The organism is Rhodovulum sp. FJ3, assembly GCF_032918305.1.
Classification (GTDB): Bacteria; Pseudomonadota; Alphaproteobacteria; order Rhodobacterales; family Rhodobacteraceae; genus SAT37.
Map to the genome: position 1 here is coordinate 566,513 of NZ_JAWJUU010000002.1, position 18,613 is coordinate 585,125.

Annotated in this window: 20 protein-coding genes; 15 read left to right on the top strand and 5 right to left on the bottom strand. The window is 59.3% G+C overall.

The genetic code is table 11. The features are described from left to right. The first annotated feature begins 2 nt into the window (after positions 1-2). The 6 genes from pstB (at position 3) to R1W00_RS07875 (ending at position 4,683) form a co-directional block, all read left to right on the top strand. The gene (gene pstB, locus R1W00_RS07850; protein ID WP_317262172.1) at positions 3-800 is read left to right on the top strand and encodes a phosphate ABC transporter ATP-binding protein PstB; all 798 of its coding nucleotides are present in this window, start codon (positions 3-5) and stop codon (positions 798-800) included. Positions 801-816: 16 nt separating this feature from the next. Then, complete coding sequence (gene phoU / locus R1W00_RS07855) at positions 817-1,530, top strand: phosphate signaling complex protein PhoU (RefSeq protein WP_317262173.1); 714 nt, start codon at positions 817-819, stop codon at positions 1,528-1,530. Between the two features lie 5 nt (positions 1,531-1,535). Further along, on the top strand, positions 1,536-2,228 hold the full coding sequence (phoB, locus tag R1W00_RS07860) for a phosphate regulon transcriptional regulator PhoB (RefSeq protein ID WP_317262174.1): 693 nt from the start codon (positions 1,536-1,538) through the stop codon (positions 2,226-2,228). Positions 2,229-2,473: 245 nt separating this feature from the next. Continuing rightward, positions 2,474-2,926, top strand: a complete 453-nt coding sequence (locus tag R1W00_RS07865) for a hypothetical protein (protein WP_317262175.1) — start codon at positions 2,474-2,476, stop codon at positions 2,924-2,926. Between the two features lie 233 nt (positions 2,927-3,159). Then, entirely contained in the window at positions 3,160-3,585 is a 426-nt protein-coding gene (locus tag R1W00_RS07870; protein ID WP_317262176.1) for a hypothetical protein, read from the top strand. Positions 3,586-3,933: 348 nt separating this feature from the next. Next, positions 3,934-4,683: a LuxR family transcriptional regulator gene (locus R1W00_RS07875; protein ID WP_317262177.1), complete on the top strand. Its 750-nt coding sequence runs from the start codon at positions 3,934-3,936 to the stop codon at positions 4,681-4,683. A gap of 431 nt (positions 4,684-5,114) precedes the next feature. Here R1W00_RS07875 and tsf read toward each other — a convergent pair whose 3' ends face one another. Beyond that, positions 5,115-5,990: a translation elongation factor Ts gene (gene tsf / locus R1W00_RS07880; RefSeq protein ID WP_317262178.1), complete on the bottom strand. Its 876-nt coding sequence runs from the start codon at positions 5,988-5,990 to the stop codon at positions 5,115-5,117. An 83-nt stretch (positions 5,991-6,073) separates the two neighbouring features. Continuing rightward, complete coding sequence (gene rpsB, locus R1W00_RS07885; protein ID WP_317262179.1) at positions 6,074-6,841, bottom strand: 30S ribosomal protein S2; 768 nt, start codon at positions 6,839-6,841, stop codon at positions 6,074-6,076. 263 nt (positions 6,842-7,104) lie between these two features. Here rpsB and R1W00_RS07890 point away from each other — a divergent pair, with 263 nt between their 5' ends. The 4 genes from R1W00_RS07890 (at position 7,105) to R1W00_RS07905 (ending at position 10,381) form a co-directional block, all read left to right on the top strand. After that, the gene (locus tag R1W00_RS07890) at positions 7,105-7,995 is read left to right on the top strand and encodes a PfkB family carbohydrate kinase (RefSeq protein WP_317262180.1); all 891 of its coding nucleotides are present in this window, start codon (positions 7,105-7,107) and stop codon (positions 7,993-7,995) included. Beyond that, the gene (locus tag R1W00_RS07895) at positions 7,992-8,912 is read left to right on the top strand and encodes a pseudouridine-5'-phosphate glycosidase (protein WP_317262181.1); all 921 of its coding nucleotides are present in this window, start codon (positions 7,992-7,994) and stop codon (positions 8,910-8,912) included. The genes R1W00_RS07890 and R1W00_RS07895 overlap by 4 nt, the downstream gene beginning before the upstream one ends. A gap of 135 nt (positions 8,913-9,047) precedes the next feature. Further along, a complete protein-coding gene (locus tag R1W00_RS07900) occupies positions 9,048-9,764 on the top strand; it encodes a DUF502 domain-containing protein (protein ID WP_317262182.1) in 717 nt (238 codons plus the stop codon). A gap of 5 nt (positions 9,765-9,769) precedes the next feature. Continuing rightward, positions 9,770-10,381 (top strand): LysE/ArgO family amino acid transporter, encoded by a 612-nt coding sequence (locus tag R1W00_RS07905; RefSeq protein ID WP_317262183.1) that lies wholly within the window; start codon positions 9,770-9,772, stop codon positions 10,379-10,381. On the opposite strand, the gene R1W00_RS07910 is transcribed toward R1W00_RS07905, so the two are convergent. Further along, a complete protein-coding gene (locus R1W00_RS07910; protein ID WP_317262184.1) occupies positions 10,378-11,427 on the bottom strand; it encodes a patatin-like phospholipase family protein in 1,050 nt (349 codons plus the stop codon). The two genes, R1W00_RS07905 and R1W00_RS07910, sit on opposite strands and share 4 nt — an antisense overlap. A 3-nt stretch (positions 11,428-11,430) precedes the next feature. After that, complete coding sequence (locus R1W00_RS07915) at positions 11,431-12,204, bottom strand: 3-hydroxybutyrate dehydrogenase (RefSeq protein ID WP_317262185.1); 774 nt, start codon at positions 12,202-12,204, stop codon at positions 11,431-11,433. A gap of 281 nt (positions 12,205-12,485) precedes the next feature. Between R1W00_RS07915 and R1W00_RS07920 the strand changes: the two genes are divergently transcribed. Further along, positions 12,486-14,306: an extracellular solute-binding protein gene (locus R1W00_RS07920; protein WP_410901532.1), complete on the top strand. Its 1,821-nt coding sequence runs from the start codon at positions 12,486-12,488 to the stop codon at positions 14,304-14,306. Continuing rightward, complete coding sequence (locus R1W00_RS07925; RefSeq protein WP_317262187.1) at positions 14,307-14,420, top strand: entericidin EcnA/B family protein; 114 nt, start codon at positions 14,307-14,309, stop codon at positions 14,418-14,420. 13 nt (positions 14,421-14,433) lie between these two features. Here the strand turns inward: R1W00_RS07925 and R1W00_RS07930 are convergent, their stop codons facing one another. Further along, entirely contained in the window at positions 14,434-15,057 is a 624-nt protein-coding gene (locus R1W00_RS07930) for an XRE family transcriptional regulator (protein ID WP_317262188.1), read from the bottom strand. Positions 15,058-15,125: 68 nt separating this feature from the next. Here R1W00_RS07930 and R1W00_RS07935 point away from each other — a divergent pair, with 68 nt between their 5' ends. The 3 genes from R1W00_RS07935 (at position 15,126) to R1W00_RS07945 (ending at position 18,594) form a co-directional block, all read left to right on the top strand. Further along, complete coding sequence (locus R1W00_RS07935; protein WP_317262189.1) at positions 15,126-16,655, top strand: class I adenylate-forming enzyme family protein; 1,530 nt, start codon at positions 15,126-15,128, stop codon at positions 16,653-16,655. Next, positions 16,642-17,292, top strand: coding sequence for a DsbA family oxidoreductase (locus R1W00_RS07940; protein WP_317262190.1), 651 nt, complete (start codon positions 16,642-16,644; stop codon positions 17,290-17,292). Before R1W00_RS07935 ends, R1W00_RS07940 begins: the two co-directional genes overlap by 14 nt. An 87-nt stretch (positions 17,293-17,379) precedes the next feature. Beyond that, on the top strand, positions 17,380-18,594 hold the full coding sequence (locus R1W00_RS07945; protein WP_317262191.1) for a multidrug effflux MFS transporter: 1,215 nt from the start codon (positions 17,380-17,382) through the stop codon (positions 18,592-18,594). The last annotated feature ends 19 nt before the right edge of the window (positions 18,595-18,613 follow it).

Below are 18,613 nucleotides of genomic sequence, written 5' to 3' on the forward strand. Positions count from 1 at the left end.
CTATGAATGATATGCGAATCCTGGAGAGAGACGTGGACGCCAACAAAGTGAAAATCTCGGCGCAGAACTGTGACGTCTATTATGGCGACACCCATGCGATCAAAGACGTTTCGGTCGATATCTCCGACCGCACGGTCACCGCGTTCATCGGCCCGTCGGGCTGTGGCAAGTCGACCTTTCTGCGCTGTTTGAACCGGATGAACGACACGATCGACATCTGCCGCGTGACCGGTGACATCCGTCTGGACGACCAGAACATCTATGACAGCCGCGTTGACCCCGTACAGCTGCGCGCCAAGGTCGGCATGGTGTTCCAGAAACCGAACCCGTTCCCGAAATCGATCTATGACAACGTGGCCTATGGCCCGCGCATCCACGGTCTGGCCCGCAACAAGGCCGATCTGGACGAGATCGTTGAAAAGGCGCTGCGCCGTGGTGCGATCTGGGATGAGGTCAAGGATCGTCTGCACGCGCCCGGCACCGGCCTGTCCGGTGGTCAGCAACAACGTCTGTGCATCGCACGCGCCGTCGCGACCGAGCCCGAGGTCCTGTTGATGGATGAACCGTGCTCGGCGCTTGACCCGATTGCAACGCTGCAGGTCGAGGAACTGATCGACGAGCTGCGCCGCGATTATTCGGTGGTGATCGTGACCCACTCGATGCAGCAGGCCGCGCGCGTCAGCCAGAAAACCGCGTTCTTCCACCTCGGGACCTTGGTTGAGTATGGCGAAACCGGCCAGATCTTCACCAACCCCAAAGACGAACGCACCGAGAGCTATATCACTGGCCGGATCGGCTAGGGCAGGGACCAGTACCATGAGTGAACACCAACATATTCTGACGTCCTTTGACCGTGATCTGGAGGCCATTCAGGCCATGATCATGAAAATGGGCGGTCTGGTTGAACAGGCGATTATCGACGCAGCGACCTCTCTGGAACGCCGTGACGAAGAACTGGCCGAGCAGGTCCGCAAGAACGACCGCGCGATTGACGAACTCGAAGAACGCATCAACGAGGAATGCGCGCGCTTGCTGGCGCTGCGTGCACCGGCGGCGTCTGACCTGCGCACCGTTCTGACCGTGATGAAAATCTCGGCCAACCTCGAACGCATCGGGGACTACGCCAAAAACCTTGGTAAACGGACCTCGGTTCTGGTGCAGATGCAACCGATCGATGGGGCCTCGGGCGCGATCCGCCGGATGGCCATTGTGGTTGAGGACATGCTGAAAAACGCGCTGGACGCCTATGTGACGCGTGACGCCGAACTGGCCGCCGCGGTGCGCGTACGCGACCACGAAGTCGATCAGATGTACAACGCGCTGTTCCGCGAATTCCTGACCTTTATGATGGAAGATCCGCGCAACATCACCGCCTGTATGCACCTGCATTTCATCGCCAAAAACATCGAACGCATGGGCGATCATGTGACGTCCATCGTGGAACAGGTGATTTACCTGTCCACCGGTGAAATGCCCGATGATGAGCGCAACAAAGGCGACAACACATCCTACGCCGGTAAAAAGGACTAAGACCGATGGCCGCCGCAGAACAACCCCGCGTTCTTGTTGTCGAGGATGAACCGGCGCAACGCGAAGTGCTGTCCTATAACCTTGAGGCCGAAGGGTTCTCGGTTTCCAAGGCGGAAAACGGTGAAGAGGCGTTGCTCTGCGTGGATGAGGAATCGCCCGACATCATCGTTCTGGACTGGATGCTGCCCAGCGTTTCGGGGATTGAGGTTTGCCGCCGTCTGAAAACCCGCAACGAGACGCGCAACATTCCGATCATCATGCTCTCGGCGCGCGCCGAAGAGGTGGATCGCGTGCGTGGTCTGGAAACCGGCGCAGATGATTATGTGATCAAACCGTACTCTGTGGTCGAGCTGATGGCCCGTGTGCGTGCACAACTGCGCCGAACGCGTCCTGCGACCGTGGGGGAACGTCTGGAATACGAAGACATCATTCTGGACGCCGAAACCCACAAGGTTTCGCGCGGCGGGGATATGTTGAAACTGGGCCCAACGGAATTTCGTCTGCTGAGCACCTTCATGGAAAAACCCGGTCGTGTCTGGAGCCGCGAGCAATTGCTGGACCGCGTGTGGGGGCGTGACATCTATGTCGACACGCGCACCGTCGACGTGCACATCGGACGTCTGCGCAAGGCGCTGTGCCAACATGGCGGTGAAGATCCCGTGCGCACGGTGCGCGGCGCGGGCTATGCGCTCGGCTAGGAACGTCGGAACGTTCCAGGATTGAACTTCGGCGTACGGTTCGACAGTTCCGTACGCCATGCCATGTTGCAATCAGGTAGAAATGTCACCCGGTTTGCAAAGCAGAAGGGTCACCACAGGGCGCGACAGGAGCAAGGCTTGGCGGCCCGAAGACCTCAAATATCGCAGGCCCGAAAAGCCTTGCGGATAACAGGATTGACGCCTGCCTTTTGTCGCTTCAAGCTATTTCAATGAAAAGCTTAGTGATGTCCGCCATTTTGGCTCTTGGATTTTTGGCCCACCCGGCGATTGCGGAAGAAGAGCTGCCGACCCCTGATGTGATTGCCTGTTTGAAGGCTATCGAGCCTTTGGATTTGCGCTACCGTGGCTGGATGCAACCGCAATGCCTTGACTATGCGGCTCACATTTGTGTCACGATTGATCGTGGCACCGGAACTTGTTTGTCAGAGTTGGTTGGGTCGATGCGCGCATTCTATGCGGCCTTGTCTCCGCTTTTGCCCAACACCATTGAGGGAAGCGGCTTCCAAGCGAGGGGGTATGAACTTGCCTTGGAGCGAGTAGCCGATACATTCGAGAATGTTCCAAAATGCGTAGAACTAGATGGGTATGAGTTCACGACATGCGAGTATGTCCATTTGGGTGTTGCCACGATTGATCTGTTTTATCGCGCACGGCTGGCCGAAGTTTCCTTGCCTTAACCCACGTCTGCGCGTTCTTTAGGTCGTCGCTCATAGCATGTTTCCATTAAACATCATGTTGCAACCAAGTAGAAATGTCACTGGGTTTGCAAATCAGAAGTGTCACCACAGGGCGCGACAGGAGCAAGGCTTGGCGGCCCGGAGACCTCACATATCGCAGGGCTGAAAAGCCTTGCGGGTGGTCGCTTGAATTCTTTTTTGCAGGCACGGTGGCACGGATGTAGTTTGCGCCTATGACCGAAGCATCGATTTACCAATTCGTCAAAGATAAGCTCATTACCCACGGTGTTGATAGGACATCTGATGGTCGGCTGACCTTGACAGACCAGAAGCTGTTTTCTCTGTTTGTTGATCTTGAGCGCGCGGCGCGCGAAAGCAGCTTTGACGCCGTTCAATCTGTTTCGTTCAGGATTGAAGAATATCTGTCATCTTTGGAAAAACGTCAGCTGATGGCGTTCGTCTATATGTACCTGAAGTTCTCTGATCTTACCCCGAAACGGACGCTTTTGGACGAACCTCTTGAAGATGGCGGTGTAAGGAGATGCACAGAGTATCGAAGACACGTATCCGATGAAGAGGCGCTTATCGGTCTTTGGGCGAGGGTGAAATACGACCATGAAGGAGAGAGGCTGCTCCGCGTCATTTACTCAGCATCATAAGGCCCACATTCATCGGCTCTCTGCCGCACGCTCTGCACGTCTTCGCTCATAGTACGCTTCCATTAAACATCACCAATCCTATAATCAATATTATGTTAAATATGATGTAGCCACGCTTGCATCCGCCCGCGCATAGCTTGAACGAACAGCCGTAAATGCCGAATGCAGAACCACTTTCAGAAAAAGTGAAAGTACATTTGTATTCTTCTGCGCCTTATGGTGCATTCTCTCCTGTAATCGGCTAGAACTTGCCTTATACGACCGTAAACCTCCGCGTATTCAACCATCAGACGCGGAAAGACACGTTCGACGCTCCAGTATGGCGCGCCCAAGGCTCTGAGGACTCAAATGTTGAACGATCTGGAAATCCTTGCAGATGCTCGCAGCATCGAGGACGTCTGGGCCCATCTCGTGAAGTACATGGATGGCTATGGATTTGATCGGTTGATCTATGGGTTCACACGTTTCCGTACAGCGCATTCCTATGGCGATCCCAAGGACGTTTTGATCCTGTCAAACTTTGGCGATGCCTATCTGACGGGGTTTATCGACGACGGCCTCTATTTCGACGCCCCTATGGTGCAATGGGCCGCCGAGAACGTCGGTGCGTCCTCGTGGCAGGTCATGATTGATAAGGCAATGGCCGGTGAAATGCCGCCCGAGGCCATGCGCGTGCTGGAGTTCAACCGCGCGCATAATGTAACGGCGGGCTATTCCATCGGCTTCCGCGATGCCTCGGCACGTGCCAAGGGCGCCATGGGCCTTGCGGCGCGTGCGGGCATCACGCAGGCCGAGGTTGATGCGACATGGGTCGAACACGGCCGCGAAATCTTTGTGGTCGCGAACATGGCGCACCTGAAACTGATGTGTCTCCCCTACTCCGGCACGCGTCGGATGCTCACCAACCGCCAGCGCGAAGTGCTGGAATGGGTTGGCGATGGCAAAACGACTCAGGACATCGCGACGATCATGGACCTGACGCCTGCAACCGTAGAGAAACATCTTCGCCTTGCACGCGAGTCACTAGACGTCGAAACAACTGCACAGGCAGTCCTAAAGGCCTCATTTCAAAACCAAATTTTCCTTCTCGAGACCTAAAGGCCGACAAGGTAAGGAATCCCTGACTTTCGGTTAACGTTTGTTACTGGCAAAACAGTCGTGTTCCGTGAGTGGTGGCTTTAGCCATGGAACTTTGGAGAGGTGCGACGCGCAATTACGTGTTTACCGCCTTTCTTCCGGGAAACCGGTCGTCGGTCGGATGGCGTATATTCAGCCATCTTGGCCGGCACCATAGTAAACGCGCGCCCCTCATCCCCATAGAAGCCGCGCGTTTCAAAAAGAACGGTGCAGCTGCCCGGCTGCACCGTTTCTTTTTGTCTATACCTTTTTATCCCGACGCTGATTGTCGTCTCGCGCCCGTGGATGAAGGTCCATCGCGATCACCCACACGGATACGCGCAAACAATCCCCAGAAACAAAAAAGGCCGCCCCGAAACCGGAGCGGCCTGAAATCGTGGTCGCGGATGCGATTAGCCTTGTGCGGCCTTAGCAACCTCAGCAGCGAAATCTTCCTGCTTTTTCTCGATGCCTTCGCCCACTTCCATGCGCACGAATGCCAGAACTTCGGCACCGGCTTCTTCAGCAGCTTTGGCAACGGTCAGATCGGGGTTCACAACGAACGCCTGACCCAGCAGCGTGACTTCCGACAGGAATTTCTTCATGCGGCCTTCGATCATCTTCTCGATGACCTGCTCGGGCTTGCCCGATTCACGTGCGATGTCGATTTGGATCTGACGCTCTTTCTCAACAACGGCCGGATCCAGATCAGCTTCGCCCAGCGACGCGGGGTTTGCCGCAGCGATGTGCATGGCAACCTGACGGCCAAATGCCTCGTCGCCACCTTTCAGTGCAACCAGAACGCCGATTTTGCCCATGTTGTCGGCAACAGCGTTGTGGATGTAGGTGACAACGGTGTCGCCTTCGACTTTGGCCATGCGGCGTACGCCCATGTTTTCGCCGATGGTTGCGATCTTGTCGGTCAGAACGTCAGCAACGGTTTTGCCGTCCAGATCAGCACCTTTCAGCGCCTCAACATCAGCAACGCCCAGAGCGGCGGTCGCGATACCCGAAACCATGCCTTGGAATTCAGCGTTCTTCGCAACAAAGTCGGTTTCCGAGTTCACTTCGACAGCAACGCCAACGCCGCCGTCAACAGCCACAGCCACCAGACCTTCAGCAGCCGTACGGCCCGATTTCTTGGCAGCGGTCGCCAGACCCTTGGTGCGCAGCCAGTCGATTGCGGCATCCATGTCGCCATCGTTTTCGGTCAGCGCTTTTTTCGCGTCCATCATGCCTGCGCCGGATTTCTCGCGCAGCTCTTTCACCATAGCAGCGGTGATTGCCATTTCGGCTCTCCTCGTAACGTCAGAATGGGTGTTCCGAGCGGGGTCTAGCCCCGCCCGGTATCAATTGCGTGACAGCGGGCCGATTAGGCCTCTGCGCCCTCAGCAACGGCTTCTTCTTCCGGCAGCTCTTCCAGAGCGCCCAGATCAACGCCAGCCGCATCCAGCTGCGCGCTCATACCGTCCAGAGCAGCGCGGCTGATCAGGTCACAGTACAGAGCAATCGCACGGGCCGCGTCATCGTTGCCCGGGATGATGTAGTCAACGCCGTTCGGCGAGCAGTTGGTGTCGACAACGCCAACAACCGGAATGCCCAGCTTTTTCGCTTCGGCAATCGCCAGATCTTCTTTTTTCACGTCGATGACGAACAGCAGATCGGGAACGCCGCCCATCTCGCGGATACCGCCCAGCGACGCTTGCAGTTTGGCCTGCTCACGTTCCATGCCCAGACGCTCTTTCTTGGTCAGGCCTTCGGCACCGCTTTCCAGTTTCTCGTCCAGCGCTTTCAGGCGCTCGATCGACTGCGAAACGGTTTTCCAGTTGGTCAGCGTACCGCCCAGCCAACGGTGGTTCATGTAGTACTGCGCGCTTTTCTCAGCGGCTTCAGCAATCGCACCTTGTGCCTGACGCTTGGTACCAACGAACAGGATGCGGCCGTTTTTGGCAACGGTCTCACGCACAACGTTCAGAGCAGCGTCCAGCATGGGAACGGTCTGCGTCAGGTCCAGAATGTGGATGCCGTTACGTTCACCATAGATGAACTCCGCCATACGCGGGTTCCAACGCTGGGTTTGGTGACCAAAGTGAACGCCAGCTTCGAGCAGCTGACGCAGAGTGAATTCGGGAAGCGCCATATCGTGTTCCTTTCCGGTTTGCGCCTGAGCGAGACCATCAGGGACTTGCGTCCCAACCGGCGGACCTTTCGGGGATGTCTCCCCCGAGGGCCCAAGCCTCGCCTGTGAAGTGATCGCGCGTTTAAACGAGCTTTCCCCATGACACAAGCCCCGTGCCCTTCATCTTGGCAAAAATACTCAAAAAACATCGCCATTTGACCAGACGGTCGGAAATTCACGCCAATCCCCTTGCACCGCCCCCCGATCCTCGCCCAGATACGCCCATGACACTGTCCCTGATCGACTACTCACCATTTGTTTGCCTTGGCGCGGCCCATTGGGACGTGATTGCCAAAGCGAACGGTGATTGCGCGCGGGGGGACGATGTGCCCGGAACCTATCGGCGGCGCATTGGCGGCGTGGCGACAAACCTCGCCCGCAACCTTCATCACGCGGGACTGCCGACCACATTGATTGCCACCGTGGGCGATGATGATGCGGGCAGGTCTCTCATCAACGACCTCGGGGCACAGGGTTTGACCTCCACCGGTCTGATCCCCCTGCCGGGTCACCCCACGGACAGCTATATCGCGATAGAGGACCCGCGCGGCCTTGTCGGGGCGGTGGCCGTGGACCGCGCGATGCGCGCAGGGCTCGATGCGATGCTCGACCAACTCAGGATCACACGCGGACACCTTATACTGGACGGGAACCTGATCCCGTTGATCGCGGATCGGCCTGATTGGCATGACCACCTGCGCGAACGCCGCGTGTCCGTGGTCTGCGCCAGTCCCGTGAAATCCACGCGGCTGACCGACCTGCTGTTGAACGCTCTGATACCTGATCTCTATTGTAATCTGGCCGAGGCCCGCGCGATCTTGCGCGCCCCCGACATCTCGGCGACCGAGGCCGCGCGCGCCCTCATACGCATGGGCGTTCCGCTCGTGGTCATCACCGACGGCGCGCGTGAGACCACGGTCGCTTGGGCCCATTCCAAGGGCCTCAGCGTCAAAACCCGCACGCCCCCCGCCATCACACCGACCCGCATCACCGGTGCGGGCGACTTTTTCACCGCCCAGTTTATCGCGACGCGGGCCAATGGCGCGGATCCCCTTGCCGCGCTGGAATGCGCCCACACCGCCACTGCCACCTATCTGACAGGACCCGCCACATGACCACCCTGCCCCTCCGCTTTGCCCCCGATGTCGCCGAGGCCCTGAAAACCGGCGCGCCCGTTGTCGCGCTGGAAAGCACGATCATCACCCACGGCATGCCCTATCCCGACAACCTGACCACGGCCCGCGCGGTCGAACAGGACATCCGCGATCAAGGCGCCGTGCCCGCAACCATCGCCCTGATGGACGGGATGATCCACATCGGTCTGTCGGATGCGGATCTTGAACGCCTCGCCCAGACCACCGACGCCAAAAAGATCAGCCGCGCCGATCTGGCCCTGTGCCTGACCATGGGCTGGACCGGTGCGACGACCGTGGCCGCGACGATGATCTGTGCGCATCTGGCGGGGATTTCGGTCTTTGCCACCGGCGGGATCGGCGGCGTGCATCGCGGCGCGGAAACCACGTTCGATATCTCGGCCGACCTTACGGAACTGGGCCAAACGCCCGTGACGGTCGTTGCGGCGGGGCCCAAGGCGATCCTCGACATCCCCAAAACGCTTGAGGTGCTCGAAACCCAAGGTGTGCCTGTCATCGCCTATGGTCAGGACGCCCTGCCCGCCTTTTGGTCGCGCAGCTGTGGCATCACCGCGCCCCTGCGCATGGATGACGCCGGACAGATCGCGGCGGCCCATTTGATGCGCGCGCGCCTCGGCCTAACCGGCGGTCAGTTGATCGCGAACCCCATCCCCGAGACCGACGAAATCCCCCATGGCGAGATCGGCCCGATCATCGAACAGGCCCTGATCGCCGCCGAGCAGCAGGGAATCGCCGCCAAAGAAGTCACGCCGTTTTTGCTGGGTCATATCCTGAACCTGACGGCGGGCGCGTCCCTGACCGCCAATATCGCCCTTGTGCGCAACAACGCCCGATTGGCCGCGCGGATTGCCACCGAAATCGCTGCGCAATACCCGTAACGTCATCAAACTGTGCCGGAAATCTGAACATAGATTTCAGATACGACCATTAAATTCGGCCCCGTGCGCGGGGCTTATTGTAGACCTTGGTCGGAGGTCATAGATTGAACCCCGATTGGGAAGACAGGCAACCACATGTTCGAACACGAAAACCTTGATGCGCCAGAGCATAAAAAACGCCGTGGCGGTTTGGCCGGCGTGCGGGCGTCCTTTCTGACCGGTCTGGTCGTGATTGCCCCGATCGGGCTGACCGTGTGGCTGATCTGGACGGTCATTGGCTGGGTCGACGGGTTCGTTCTGCCCTTTGTTCCGGACAAGTACCACCCCGAAAACCTGCTGGGCATCGACCTGCGCGGGGTCGGGGTGATCTTTTTCCTGCTGTTCACACTGTTTGTCGGTTGGATCGCCAAGGGTCTGATCGGGCGTTCTCTGATCCTCTGGGGTGAGAGCCTTGTTGACCGGATGCCCGTGGTAAGGTCGATCTATAACGGACTGAAACAAATCGCAGAAACGGTTTTGGCCCAATCCGAAACCTCATTCGATCAGGCCTGTTTGGTCGAATACCCGCGCAAAGGCGTATGGGCCATTGCGTTTGTGTCCACCACCGCCAAGGGCGAGGTGAATCGCCGTATTCCCCGCGACGAGGCGTTGATCTCGGTCTTTTTGCCGACCACGCCGAACCCGACGTCGGGTTTCCTGCTGTTCGTGCCGAAATCCGAGGTGATCATGCTCGACATGTCGGTCGAGGACGCGGCGAAACTGGTGATTTCCGCCGGTCTGGTCTACCCGAGTGACAAACCCGAGGACGCCCTCAAAGCCGTCGAAGAGGCGGCCAAGGCCATCGCCAAATAACCCCGATGTTCGAGGCGGCGGTCACCGGCTATTTCACGGCCCTTTCCCTGATTATGGCGATTGGTGCGCAGAACGCCTTTGTTCTGCGCCAAGGGATCGCGCGTCAGCACGTGTTCTGGGTCGCCCTGTTTTGTGCAAGTTCGGATATGATCCTGATCTCGTCCGGGGTGGCGGGGTTTGGCGCGCTGGTCACGCTTACCCCGTGGTTGCCCTTTGTGATGGCCGTGTTTGGCGCGGGATTTCTGTTGGTTTACGGGGGCTTGCGGTTCATGGCCGCGATCAAGGGCGACTATGCGCTGACCCTTGAAAACCGGACCGTGTCCCTTGGCAAAACCATCGCGATTGCGGCGGCGTTCACGTGGCTGAACCCGCATGTCTATCTGGATACGCTGGGGTTGATCGGCGCCGTGTCGACCCAGTTCGTGCCCCTGAACCAAAAAATTGCCTTTGCGGTCGCGGCCTCGCTCGCGTCCTATAGCTTTTTCTTTTCATTGGGTTACGGGGCGCGGTTACTTGCGCCCGTCATGCAATCCGCCCGCGCGTGGCAGGTGTTGGATGCGCTCATCGGCGTGGTGATGTGGGGACTGGCTGTGATGCTGGTCCTGAGCGTGCTCTAGCCGAACATCGCCACCAGATCGGCGGTCCCGCGATGGTTCAGATCGTCTTTATGCTCGGTCAGAAACTTATCCGCCGCCGCACGGCCAGCATCGCGAAGCTTGCCAATAATCAACGGGTTAGGCACCGTCTTTGTCGCAACGGACAGCTGCCTCATCAGGTCATCGTCGGCGATCATATGGATGTTGGCATCTTTCATCGCGCCGGGCGTAATCGCCCCTTGATCAATCAGACGTTTGACGAAATGGATCGCGCGCAACTCATTAAACAGGGCCGAGTTGAAACTGATCTCATTGATCCGGTTCTGGATGTCCTGCGGCGTGGTCGGCAGGTCATCGCGCTCCAACGGGTTGATGTTCACCACGACAATGTCGTCGGGTAACTCCTGATCGTACAACGGAAATAGCGCAGGGTTCCCAGTGTACCCGCCGTCCCAATACGGATCGGTCTGGCCGGTTTCGGGGTCGGTGATTTCGACCGCTTGGAACAAGGTTGGCAAACAGGCCGACGCAAGGATCGCATCGGTGGAAATCTCATCCCCCGTGAACACCCGCGCCTTGCCGGTGCGCACATTCGTGGCACAGACATAGAACCGCGGCCCCTCAGCCGTGCAAATCCGACCGAAATCGAACTGATCCACGACGCTGCGCAACGGGTGCTGATAAAACGGCCCATAGGCATAGGGGCTGAACATCCGGCTTGCGACATCGGCAACGGCATAGGCGGCGGAAAACCCTGCGGCCTGTGCCATCACAACGGGCGCGGGCGTGAATTCGCGCACCCAATCGGTGATCCGCATATCCCCGACCGATCCGATCTGACGCCACAGCCATTCAAGGTTATGGCGCGCGCCCTCAATCCCGTTGGCCAAATAGCCGGATTTATACGCCGCCCCGTTCAGGGCCCCCGCCGAGGTGCCGCTAATCCCCGCGATCTCGATATCGTCCTCGTCCATGATCCGGTCGAGCACACCCCAGGTAAAGGCGCCATGCGCGCCCCCACCTTGCAGGGCCAGATTGATCCGTTTGCGATTGCGGGAACGGGCCATGGGTTACAGCGCAGTCCAGCCGCCATCGACACTGATCGTGGTGCCGGTGATCTGGGATGCGGCGTCGCTACACAGGAACACAGCCGTACCGCCGATTTGTTCCACGGTCGCGAATTCCTTGGACGGTTGACGTTCGAGGATGACCTTTTCGATCACTTCTTCCTCGGTCATGTCGTATTTCTTGGCCGTGTCGGGGATCTGCTTTTCAACCAGCGGGGTTTTCACATAACCGGGGCAGATCGCATTCGCGGTGATCGGTTCCTTGGCGGTTTCAAGCGCGACCACCTTGGTCATGCCAACCACGCCATGTTTCGCGGCGACATAGGCCGATTTGAACGGGCTGGCCGTCAGACCATGGGCCGAGGCGACGTTCACAACGCGGCCCCAACCGGCCTTGCGCATCATCGGCAGGGCGGCGGCGGTCGTGTGAAAGGCCGAGTTCATGTTGATTGCGATGATCGCGTCCCATTTTTCCACGGGGAATTCATCGATGGGCGACACGTGCTGAATACCGGCGTTGTTCACCAAAATATCGCAGGCCCCCGCCTTTTCGATCAGGGCGCGGCATTCATCCGCCTTGGACATGTCGGCCTGAATATAGCGCGCATCCACGTTGAACTCGCGCGCGATCTCTTGGGCCAGATCGTGATCCTCTTGGTTGTCGGTGAACGAGTTCAGAACCACGTTCGCCCCCGCCCGCGCCAGTTCACGCGCGACCCCAAGGCCGATTCCCGAATTCGATCCGGTGATGACTGCGGTTTTTCCAACTAGCGACATATCTGGTCCTCCGATCCTTGTTGTGAGTGAACATAGATGCTGCACCTGCAAAGAACACTTAAAATCTGCGTTTGGTTGCAAATCGGGGGCAAAAAAAAACGCCAGCGCGAAGCTGGCGTTAAGTTATTGAGGCAGGTTTCATACAGGCAAGAAACCTATCGAGCAGTGCCCCTTTTATACGCAATCTCTTGCCTGCATCCAAGCTAAAAGTTTGAAAACCTTAGATCGGCGGCATAGTCTGAGGGTCAATTAAAACAGGGATGTTGAGGATTGTTGCGATAATGAAACCAATTTTTTTCGGGGCCCGAGCAGTGCGATTGGCCATCGGCGCGGTGATTCTTGGAACGGGATTCGCAACTGCGGAACCACAGCATGGCATAGCTATGTATGGGGACCCCGCGCTGCCACCGGATTTTGTGTCCCTGCCTCATGTGAACCCCGACGCGCCCAAGGGCGGCAAGATCGTCACGGGTGAGGTCGGCAGCTTTGACAGTTTGAACCCTCACATCCTTAAGGGGCGCGTGCCGTGGCAATTGCGATATCTGGCTTATGAGAGCTTGATGGGCCGCAGTTACGACGAACCCTTCACCCTCTACGGGCTGTTGGCCGAATCGATTGATGTGGGCCCGAACCGTGAATGGGTCGAATTCACCCTGCGCCCCGAGGCAAAATTCTCGGACGGCACGCCCGTCACGGTTGAGGACGTGCTGTGGTCCTATGAGACGCTGGGGACCGTGGGGCATCCGCGCTATCACGGGGTCTGGGGCAAGGTCGCGTCGGCCGAACAAACCGGCGAACGCTCGGTCAAGTTCACCTTTAACACCGAGGACCGCGAACTGGCCCTGATCATCGGCATGCGCCCGATCCTGAAAAAGGCACAGTGGGAGGGGCGCGATTTCGCCGCCAGCGGCATCGACATCATCCCGATTTCCACCGCCCCCTATGTCATCAGCGATTTCGAGGCGGGGCGTTATGTCGAACTGACCCGCAATCCCGACTATTGGGGCAAGGACCTGCCGCTGCGCCGCGGGACCAACAACCTTGACACCATCCGGATGGAATTCTTTGGCGATGGCAGTGTCATGTTCGAGGCCTTTACCGCCGGCATCCTGACCAGCAACCGCGAAACCGACCCCGTGAAATGGGAACAGGTCTATAATTTCCCTGCGGTTCAACGCGGCGATGTGGTCAAATCCGAAATCCCGCACCAACGCCCCACCGGCATCACCGGTTTCGTCATGAACACGCGGCGCGATATCTTTGCCGACTGGCGTGTGCGCGAGGCGATGATTCAGGCGTTCAACTTTGAATTCACGAACGCCAAGCTGAACGACGGCAAACTGCCGCGCATCACCTCTTATTTCTCGAACTCGCAATTCGGGATGAGCCATGAGGCCGCCACAGGCAAGGTTCTCGACCTGCTGACCCCCTATGCCGAGGATTTGATCCCCGGCGTGATCGAGGGCTATAGCCTGCCGGTTTCCGATGTGCGTGAGGTCGATCGCAAGGCCCTTCGCGCCGCCTTGGCCAGCCTGCAAGAGGCAGGTTGGACCGTGGATGACGCGGGCGTTCTGCGCAACGCCGCCGGCGATCCGTTTGAAATGACGATCCTCCTGCGACAAGGGGCGAACGAACCCCAGCAAATCGCCGACGTGTATCTGGAGACGCTGAAACGTCTGGGCATCAACGCCACGGTCGAAGTGGTTGATGATGCTCAATATTCTGCGCGCACCAAGGATTACGATTTCGACATGACATGGTACACGCGCGGCATGTCCCTCAGCCCCGGCAACGAACAGATGCTGTATTGGGGTCCCGATGGCGTGACCGAGCCCGGCACCGGCAACTGGATGGGGATGAACGAACCCGCCGCCGTGGCCATGATCGACGCCATGCTGAACGCCCCCTCGGGCGACGACATGGTGGCGGCTGTGCGCGCGCTGGACCGCATCCTGACCGCCGGTCGCTATGTGGTGCCGGTGTGGTACACGCCTGTCTCGCTGATTGCGCATGATAAAAACCTGCATTATCCCGAAACCATCCCGATTTACGGGGATTGGATCGGGTTCCAGCCGGATGTCTGGTGGTACGCAGAGGACTAAATGAAACCGTTTATCTTGATTGCACTGATGGCGGGCCTTGCGGCCTGCGGCACAATCGAAGGTCTGGGCGAGGACATCTCGGCCGGATCGCGCATCGTGCAGGACGCGTTCTAACGCCCTGCCCGACCTACCCCAGCGACGTCACCCACAGGATGGTGGCGTCGTCTTGGGACAGGGAAATTACGTTATGGCCCATGGCCGCGTCGTAATAGGCGCTATCGCCACGGCGCATTTCAACCGGTTCGTAGAATTCCGTGTACAGGCGAATAACGCCCGTCAGTACGTATAGAAATTCCTCGCCGTCATGGCGTACCCAGCCGTCAAATTCATCAAAGCTGCGCGCGCGGATACGGGCGCGATAGGGCAACATCGCCTTTTGCGTCAGTTGCGGGGCCAGCAATTCGTGCTCATAGGTGGTGGTGGCATGGGCGGCGCCCTCACCCTCTTTGGTGGTGGCCATGCGCCCGTTGACCTGTTCCGTCTTGGCGGGCGTGAACAGCTGGGGCACGGAAATCGCCAAGCCCTCAGCCAGCTTTTTCAACGCCTCATAGGTCGGCGACATCTGCCCGTTCTCGATCTTGGACAGGGTGGAGCGCGCCAACCCCGCATGGGTCGCGGCCTGTTCCAACGTCCAACCGCGCGCCGTGCGCAATTCGCGCACCCGTTGACCAAGGTTCAACGGTTCGACCTTGGCCGGTTCACCAGAGGCACGGGCAAGGCGGATCAGACTGGGTTGGGTATCGTTTGTCATGGTTCGAAAACATCTAGCGCTGCCACCCCGCCCTTGCAACAACCACATGCGGACGCTAGCACGCCTGCATGGATGCATTGTTCGATCAGGGGCCGTTCGCCCCATGCCCCGCCCCGTTCAATCTGGCCGCCTATATCCTGAGCCACGCGCAGGATCTGGGGGACAAGATCGCCCTTGCCGTCGTGTCGCCCAAGGGCGCGCAGCGTTGGTCCTATGCCAAGCTGGAACAGGCGGTGCGCGGTGTGGCGACGGGGTTTCTGGACGCGGGTCTGCCGCCCGGGGGGCGTGTGATCCTGCGTCTTGGGAACACGGTCGATTTTCCGGTGGCCTTTTTGGGCGCGATTGCCGCCGGTCTGATCCCTGTGCCGACCGCCGCCGCCCTGACCACGCCCGAGATCACCAAACTGGCGGATGAGCTGGACCCCGTGGCCATTATCGCGGGGCCGGGCGTGCCCCTGCCCGATCATCCCGCGCGAGTGATCACGGCGACAGCGCTTGAGGCGATGTTCACCAACCCGCCCGCCGACTATGCCATGGGCGACCCCGACCGCCCCGCCTATATGGTCTATACATCGGGGACCAGCGGCCGGCCCCGTGGCGTCGTTCACGCCCATCGCGCGGTCTGGGCGCGGCGGATGATGTGGGACGGCTGGTACGGGCTGACACAGACCGACCGGTTGCTGCATGCGGGCGCGTTCAACTGGACCTATACGCTGGGCACCGGTTTGCTGGACCCGTGGGCGATGGGGGCAACCGCCCTGATCCCTGCGGCGGATGTGGCGGCCTCGGCCCTGCCGTTGCTGCTCAAACGCTATGACGCGACGATCTTTGCCGCCGCGCCGGGGGTCTATCGCCAGATGCTGAAATCCTACGCGCCCCTGTCCCTGCCGAAACTGCGCCACGGCCTGTCCGCCGGTGAAAAGCTGCCCGAGGCGACGCGCCTTGCATGGACCGAGCGCACCGGCACCGCGATTTATGAGGCGCTGGGCATGTCAGAATGTTCGACCTTTGTGTCCGCCTGTCCTGATCACCCCGCGACGCCCCCCGCGTCAGGATATCCCCAAGCGGGTCGGCGTCTGGCGGTTCTGGATGGTGAACTGAACATCACGAAACGTGGTACAGGGGGCCAATTGGCGATTTCCAACCGCGATCCGGGCATGATGATCGCATACTGGAACGCGCCGGATGAAACGGCCGAGCGGTTCCACGGCGAATGGTTCCTGACCGGCGATACAGTCGAAATGGCCGAAGACGGCGCGATCACCTATCTGGGACGCGGCGACGATATGATGAACGCGGGCGGCTTTCGCGTCAGCCCCGTCGAGGTTGAGGCGACCCTGTCCCAATTCCCCGGCGTGGCCGAGGTCGCGGCGACCGAAATCCGCGTCAAATCCGACGCCACGGTGATCGCGGCCTTTTACGTCACCTCACAGGATGTTGATGAAACGGCGCTTTCGGAATTTGCACAGACCCATCTGGCCCGATACAAACAACCGCGTCTATTCATCAAGATGGACGCCCTTCCCAAAGGCGGGAACGGGAAACTGAACCGCAAGGCCCTGCGCCAACACTGGGAAGCCGACCATGATCAAGCTTGATATCCTGTCCGATCCGATCTGCCCGTGGTGTTTCATCGGCAAGGCCCGTCTGGATCAGGCCCTGATCAACCATCCCGACCATCCGTTTACCATCGAATGGCATCCGTTTCAGTTGAACCCCACCATGCCCGCCGGTGGCATGGATCGCCGCGAATACCTTGAGACCAAATTCGGGGGCCGCGCCAATGCGCTGAAGGTTTACGGCGCGATTGCCGAGGCCGCCGAAGAGTCGGGTCTTGAGATCGACTTTGCCGCGATTGAACGCACGCCCAATACGCTGGACGCGCACCGTCTGATCCATTGGGCGGGGATCGAGGGGCGCCAGACCGCCGTCGTCACCGCCCTGTTCAAGGCCTATTTCCAAGAGGGCAAGGATATCGAGGACCCCGCGACCCTGCGCGCGATTGCCGAGGGCGCAGAGATGGACGGCGACATGATCGCCCGCCTCTTGGCCAGTGACGCCGACCGCGCCGACATCATCGCGCGCGACAGCCACGCCCGTCAGCGCGGCGTGAACAGCGTTCCGACCTTTATCGTCGCCAACACACACGTGGTCCCCGGCGCGCAACCGCCCGAGTTGTGGGAGCAGGTCATCGCTGAACTTGCGGGTCCGCCCCAAGACGCGACTGTGAATTAACGAACCGTCCACTGTGCATTTGGGTGGCTAGCAACCTGTGCTATTTAGGCGCAGGTTACGATTAATTTAATTGACAGAGTAAAATATATGCACGCCACCACTCAGCCCGTGCCGCGCCGTTTGGCGCAGCCTGAATTCATCGCAATGTGCGCGATGATGTTTGCGACGATTGCCTTTTCCATTGATGCGATGTTGCCCGCCCTGCCCGTCATTGGGGCCGAACTTTCCCCCGACAATCCGAACCAAGCCGCCTTTATTATCACCGCCTTTGTTCTGGGCATGGGGATCGGGACGTTTTTCGTCGGCCCCCTGTCCGATGCGTTTGGGCGTCGCCGCGTTATTCTGGCGGGCGGTGGCCTGTATCTGGTGGGGGCCGTGTTCGCATGGGCGGCAGGTCAGTTGGAAATGGTGCTGCTTGCCCGTGTCCTTCAAGGTCTGGGAGCCGCCGCGCCGCGGGTTGTTGGCCTTGCCGTTGTGCGCGATCTCTATTCGGGGCGCGAGATGGCCAAGATCACGTCCTTTGTCATGATGATCTTTACCCTTTTGCCCGCGCTTGCACCGACCATCGGGGCCGGTGTGATCGCGATGGGCGGCTGGCGCGCGATTTTCGTGGCCTTCATGCTGTTCGCAAGCTTTTCGGTCGGTTGGTACATGCTGCGCCAACCCGAGACCCTGCCACCGAACCTGCGCCGTCCGATCCGTGCAAGCACGATGCTCGCCGCCATGCGCGAGGTGTTCAGCAACCGTATCGTCAATCTGTCGATCGCGGTTCAGGCTCTGGTGTTTTCGGTGCTGTTTATGGTGCTATCCTCAACCCAGCAGGTGTTTGAACAGTATTTCGGCCGGGGGGAAACCTTTCACATCTGGTTCGGTGTGATTGCGCTGTGCGCGGGCACTGCATCCATTGCGAACGCCCGTTTGGTCGTGCGTCTGGGCATGCGCTATCTGATCAGCATCACCCTGACGGTTGAGGCCATTCTGGCCGTGATCATGGTGGTTCTGCTCTGGACCGGTGTCCTGCCTGCAGGGGTCGAATTCGCCGCCTATGTGATGTGGTCGATTGCCCTGTTCGGCCTGATGGGCCTGACCGTCGGGAACCTGAACGCATTGGCGATGGAGCCGATGGGCCATATCGCGGGCCTTGCCGCCTCGATCGTGGGGTCGGTCGCAACGGTGATTTCCGTAGTTCTGGCCGCGCCGGTGGGTCTGGCGTTCAACGGCACGCCCGTGCCCATGGCGATTGGGATCACCATGGCTGTGGTCATGGCGCGCGCCCTGTTCATCCTGATGCCGCGCGATTGACGCGGCATCCCATCCAAAC

Bases quoted from the DNA above. Each gene is read 5' to 3' on its own strand.
- pstB (WP_317262172.1), top strand. From the start codon at position 3: ATGAATGATATGCGAATCCTGGAGAGAGACGTGGACGCCAACAAAGTG.
- phoU (WP_317262173.1), top strand. From the start codon at position 817: ATGAGTGAACACCAACATATTCTGACGTCCTTTGACCGTGATCTGGAG.
- phoB (WP_317262174.1), top strand. From the start codon at position 1,536: ATGGCCGCCGCAGAACAACCCCGCGTTCTTGTTGTCGAGGATGAACCG.
- R1W00_RS07865 (WP_317262175.1), top strand. From the start codon at position 2,474: ATGTCCGCCATTTTGGCTCTTGGATTTTTGGCCCACCCGGCGATTGCG.
- R1W00_RS07870 (WP_317262176.1), top strand. From the start codon at position 3,160: ATGACCGAAGCATCGATTTACCAATTCGTCAAAGATAAGCTCATTACC.
- R1W00_RS07875 (WP_317262177.1), top strand. From the start codon at position 3,934: ATGTTGAACGATCTGGAAATCCTTGCAGATGCTCGCAGCATCGAGGAC.
- tsf (WP_317262178.1), bottom strand. From the start codon at position 5,990: ATGGCAATCACCGCTGCTATGGTGAAAGAGCTGCGCGAGAAATCCGGC.
- rpsB (WP_317262179.1), bottom strand. From the start codon at position 6,841: ATGGCGCTTCCCGAATTCACTCTGCGTCAGCTGCTCGAAGCTGGCGTT.
- R1W00_RS07890 (WP_317262180.1), top strand. From the start codon at position 7,105: ATGACACTGTCCCTGATCGACTACTCACCATTTGTTTGCCTTGGCGCG.
- R1W00_RS07895 (WP_317262181.1), top strand. From the start codon at position 7,992: ATGACCACCCTGCCCCTCCGCTTTGCCCCCGATGTCGCCGAGGCCCTG.
- R1W00_RS07900 (WP_317262182.1), top strand. From the start codon at position 9,048: ATGTTCGAACACGAAAACCTTGATGCGCCAGAGCATAAAAAACGCCGT.
- R1W00_RS07905 (WP_317262183.1), top strand. From the start codon at position 9,770: ATGTTCGAGGCGGCGGTCACCGGCTATTTCACGGCCCTTTCCCTGATT.
- R1W00_RS07910 (WP_317262184.1), bottom strand. From the start codon at position 11,427: ATGGCCCGTTCCCGCAATCGCAAACGGATCAATCTGGCCCTGCAAGGT.
- R1W00_RS07915 (WP_317262185.1), bottom strand. From the start codon at position 12,204: ATGTCGCTAGTTGGAAAAACCGCAGTCATCACCGGATCGAATTCGGGA.
- R1W00_RS07920 (WP_410901532.1), top strand. From the start codon at position 12,486: ATGAAACCAATTTTTTTCGGGGCCCGAGCAGTGCGATTGGCCATCGGC.
- R1W00_RS07925 (WP_317262187.1), top strand. From the start codon at position 14,307: ATGAAACCGTTTATCTTGATTGCACTGATGGCGGGCCTTGCGGCCTGC.
- R1W00_RS07930 (WP_317262188.1), bottom strand. From the start codon at position 15,057: ATGACAAACGATACCCAACCCAGTCTGATCCGCCTTGCCCGTGCCTCT.
- R1W00_RS07935 (WP_317262189.1), top strand. From the start codon at position 15,126: ATGGATGCATTGTTCGATCAGGGGCCGTTCGCCCCATGCCCCGCCCCG.
- R1W00_RS07940 (WP_317262190.1), top strand. From the start codon at position 16,642: ATGATCAAGCTTGATATCCTGTCCGATCCGATCTGCCCGTGGTGTTTC.
- R1W00_RS07945 (WP_317262191.1), top strand. From the start codon at position 17,380: ATGCACGCCACCACTCAGCCCGTGCCGCGCCGTTTGGCGCAGCCTGAA.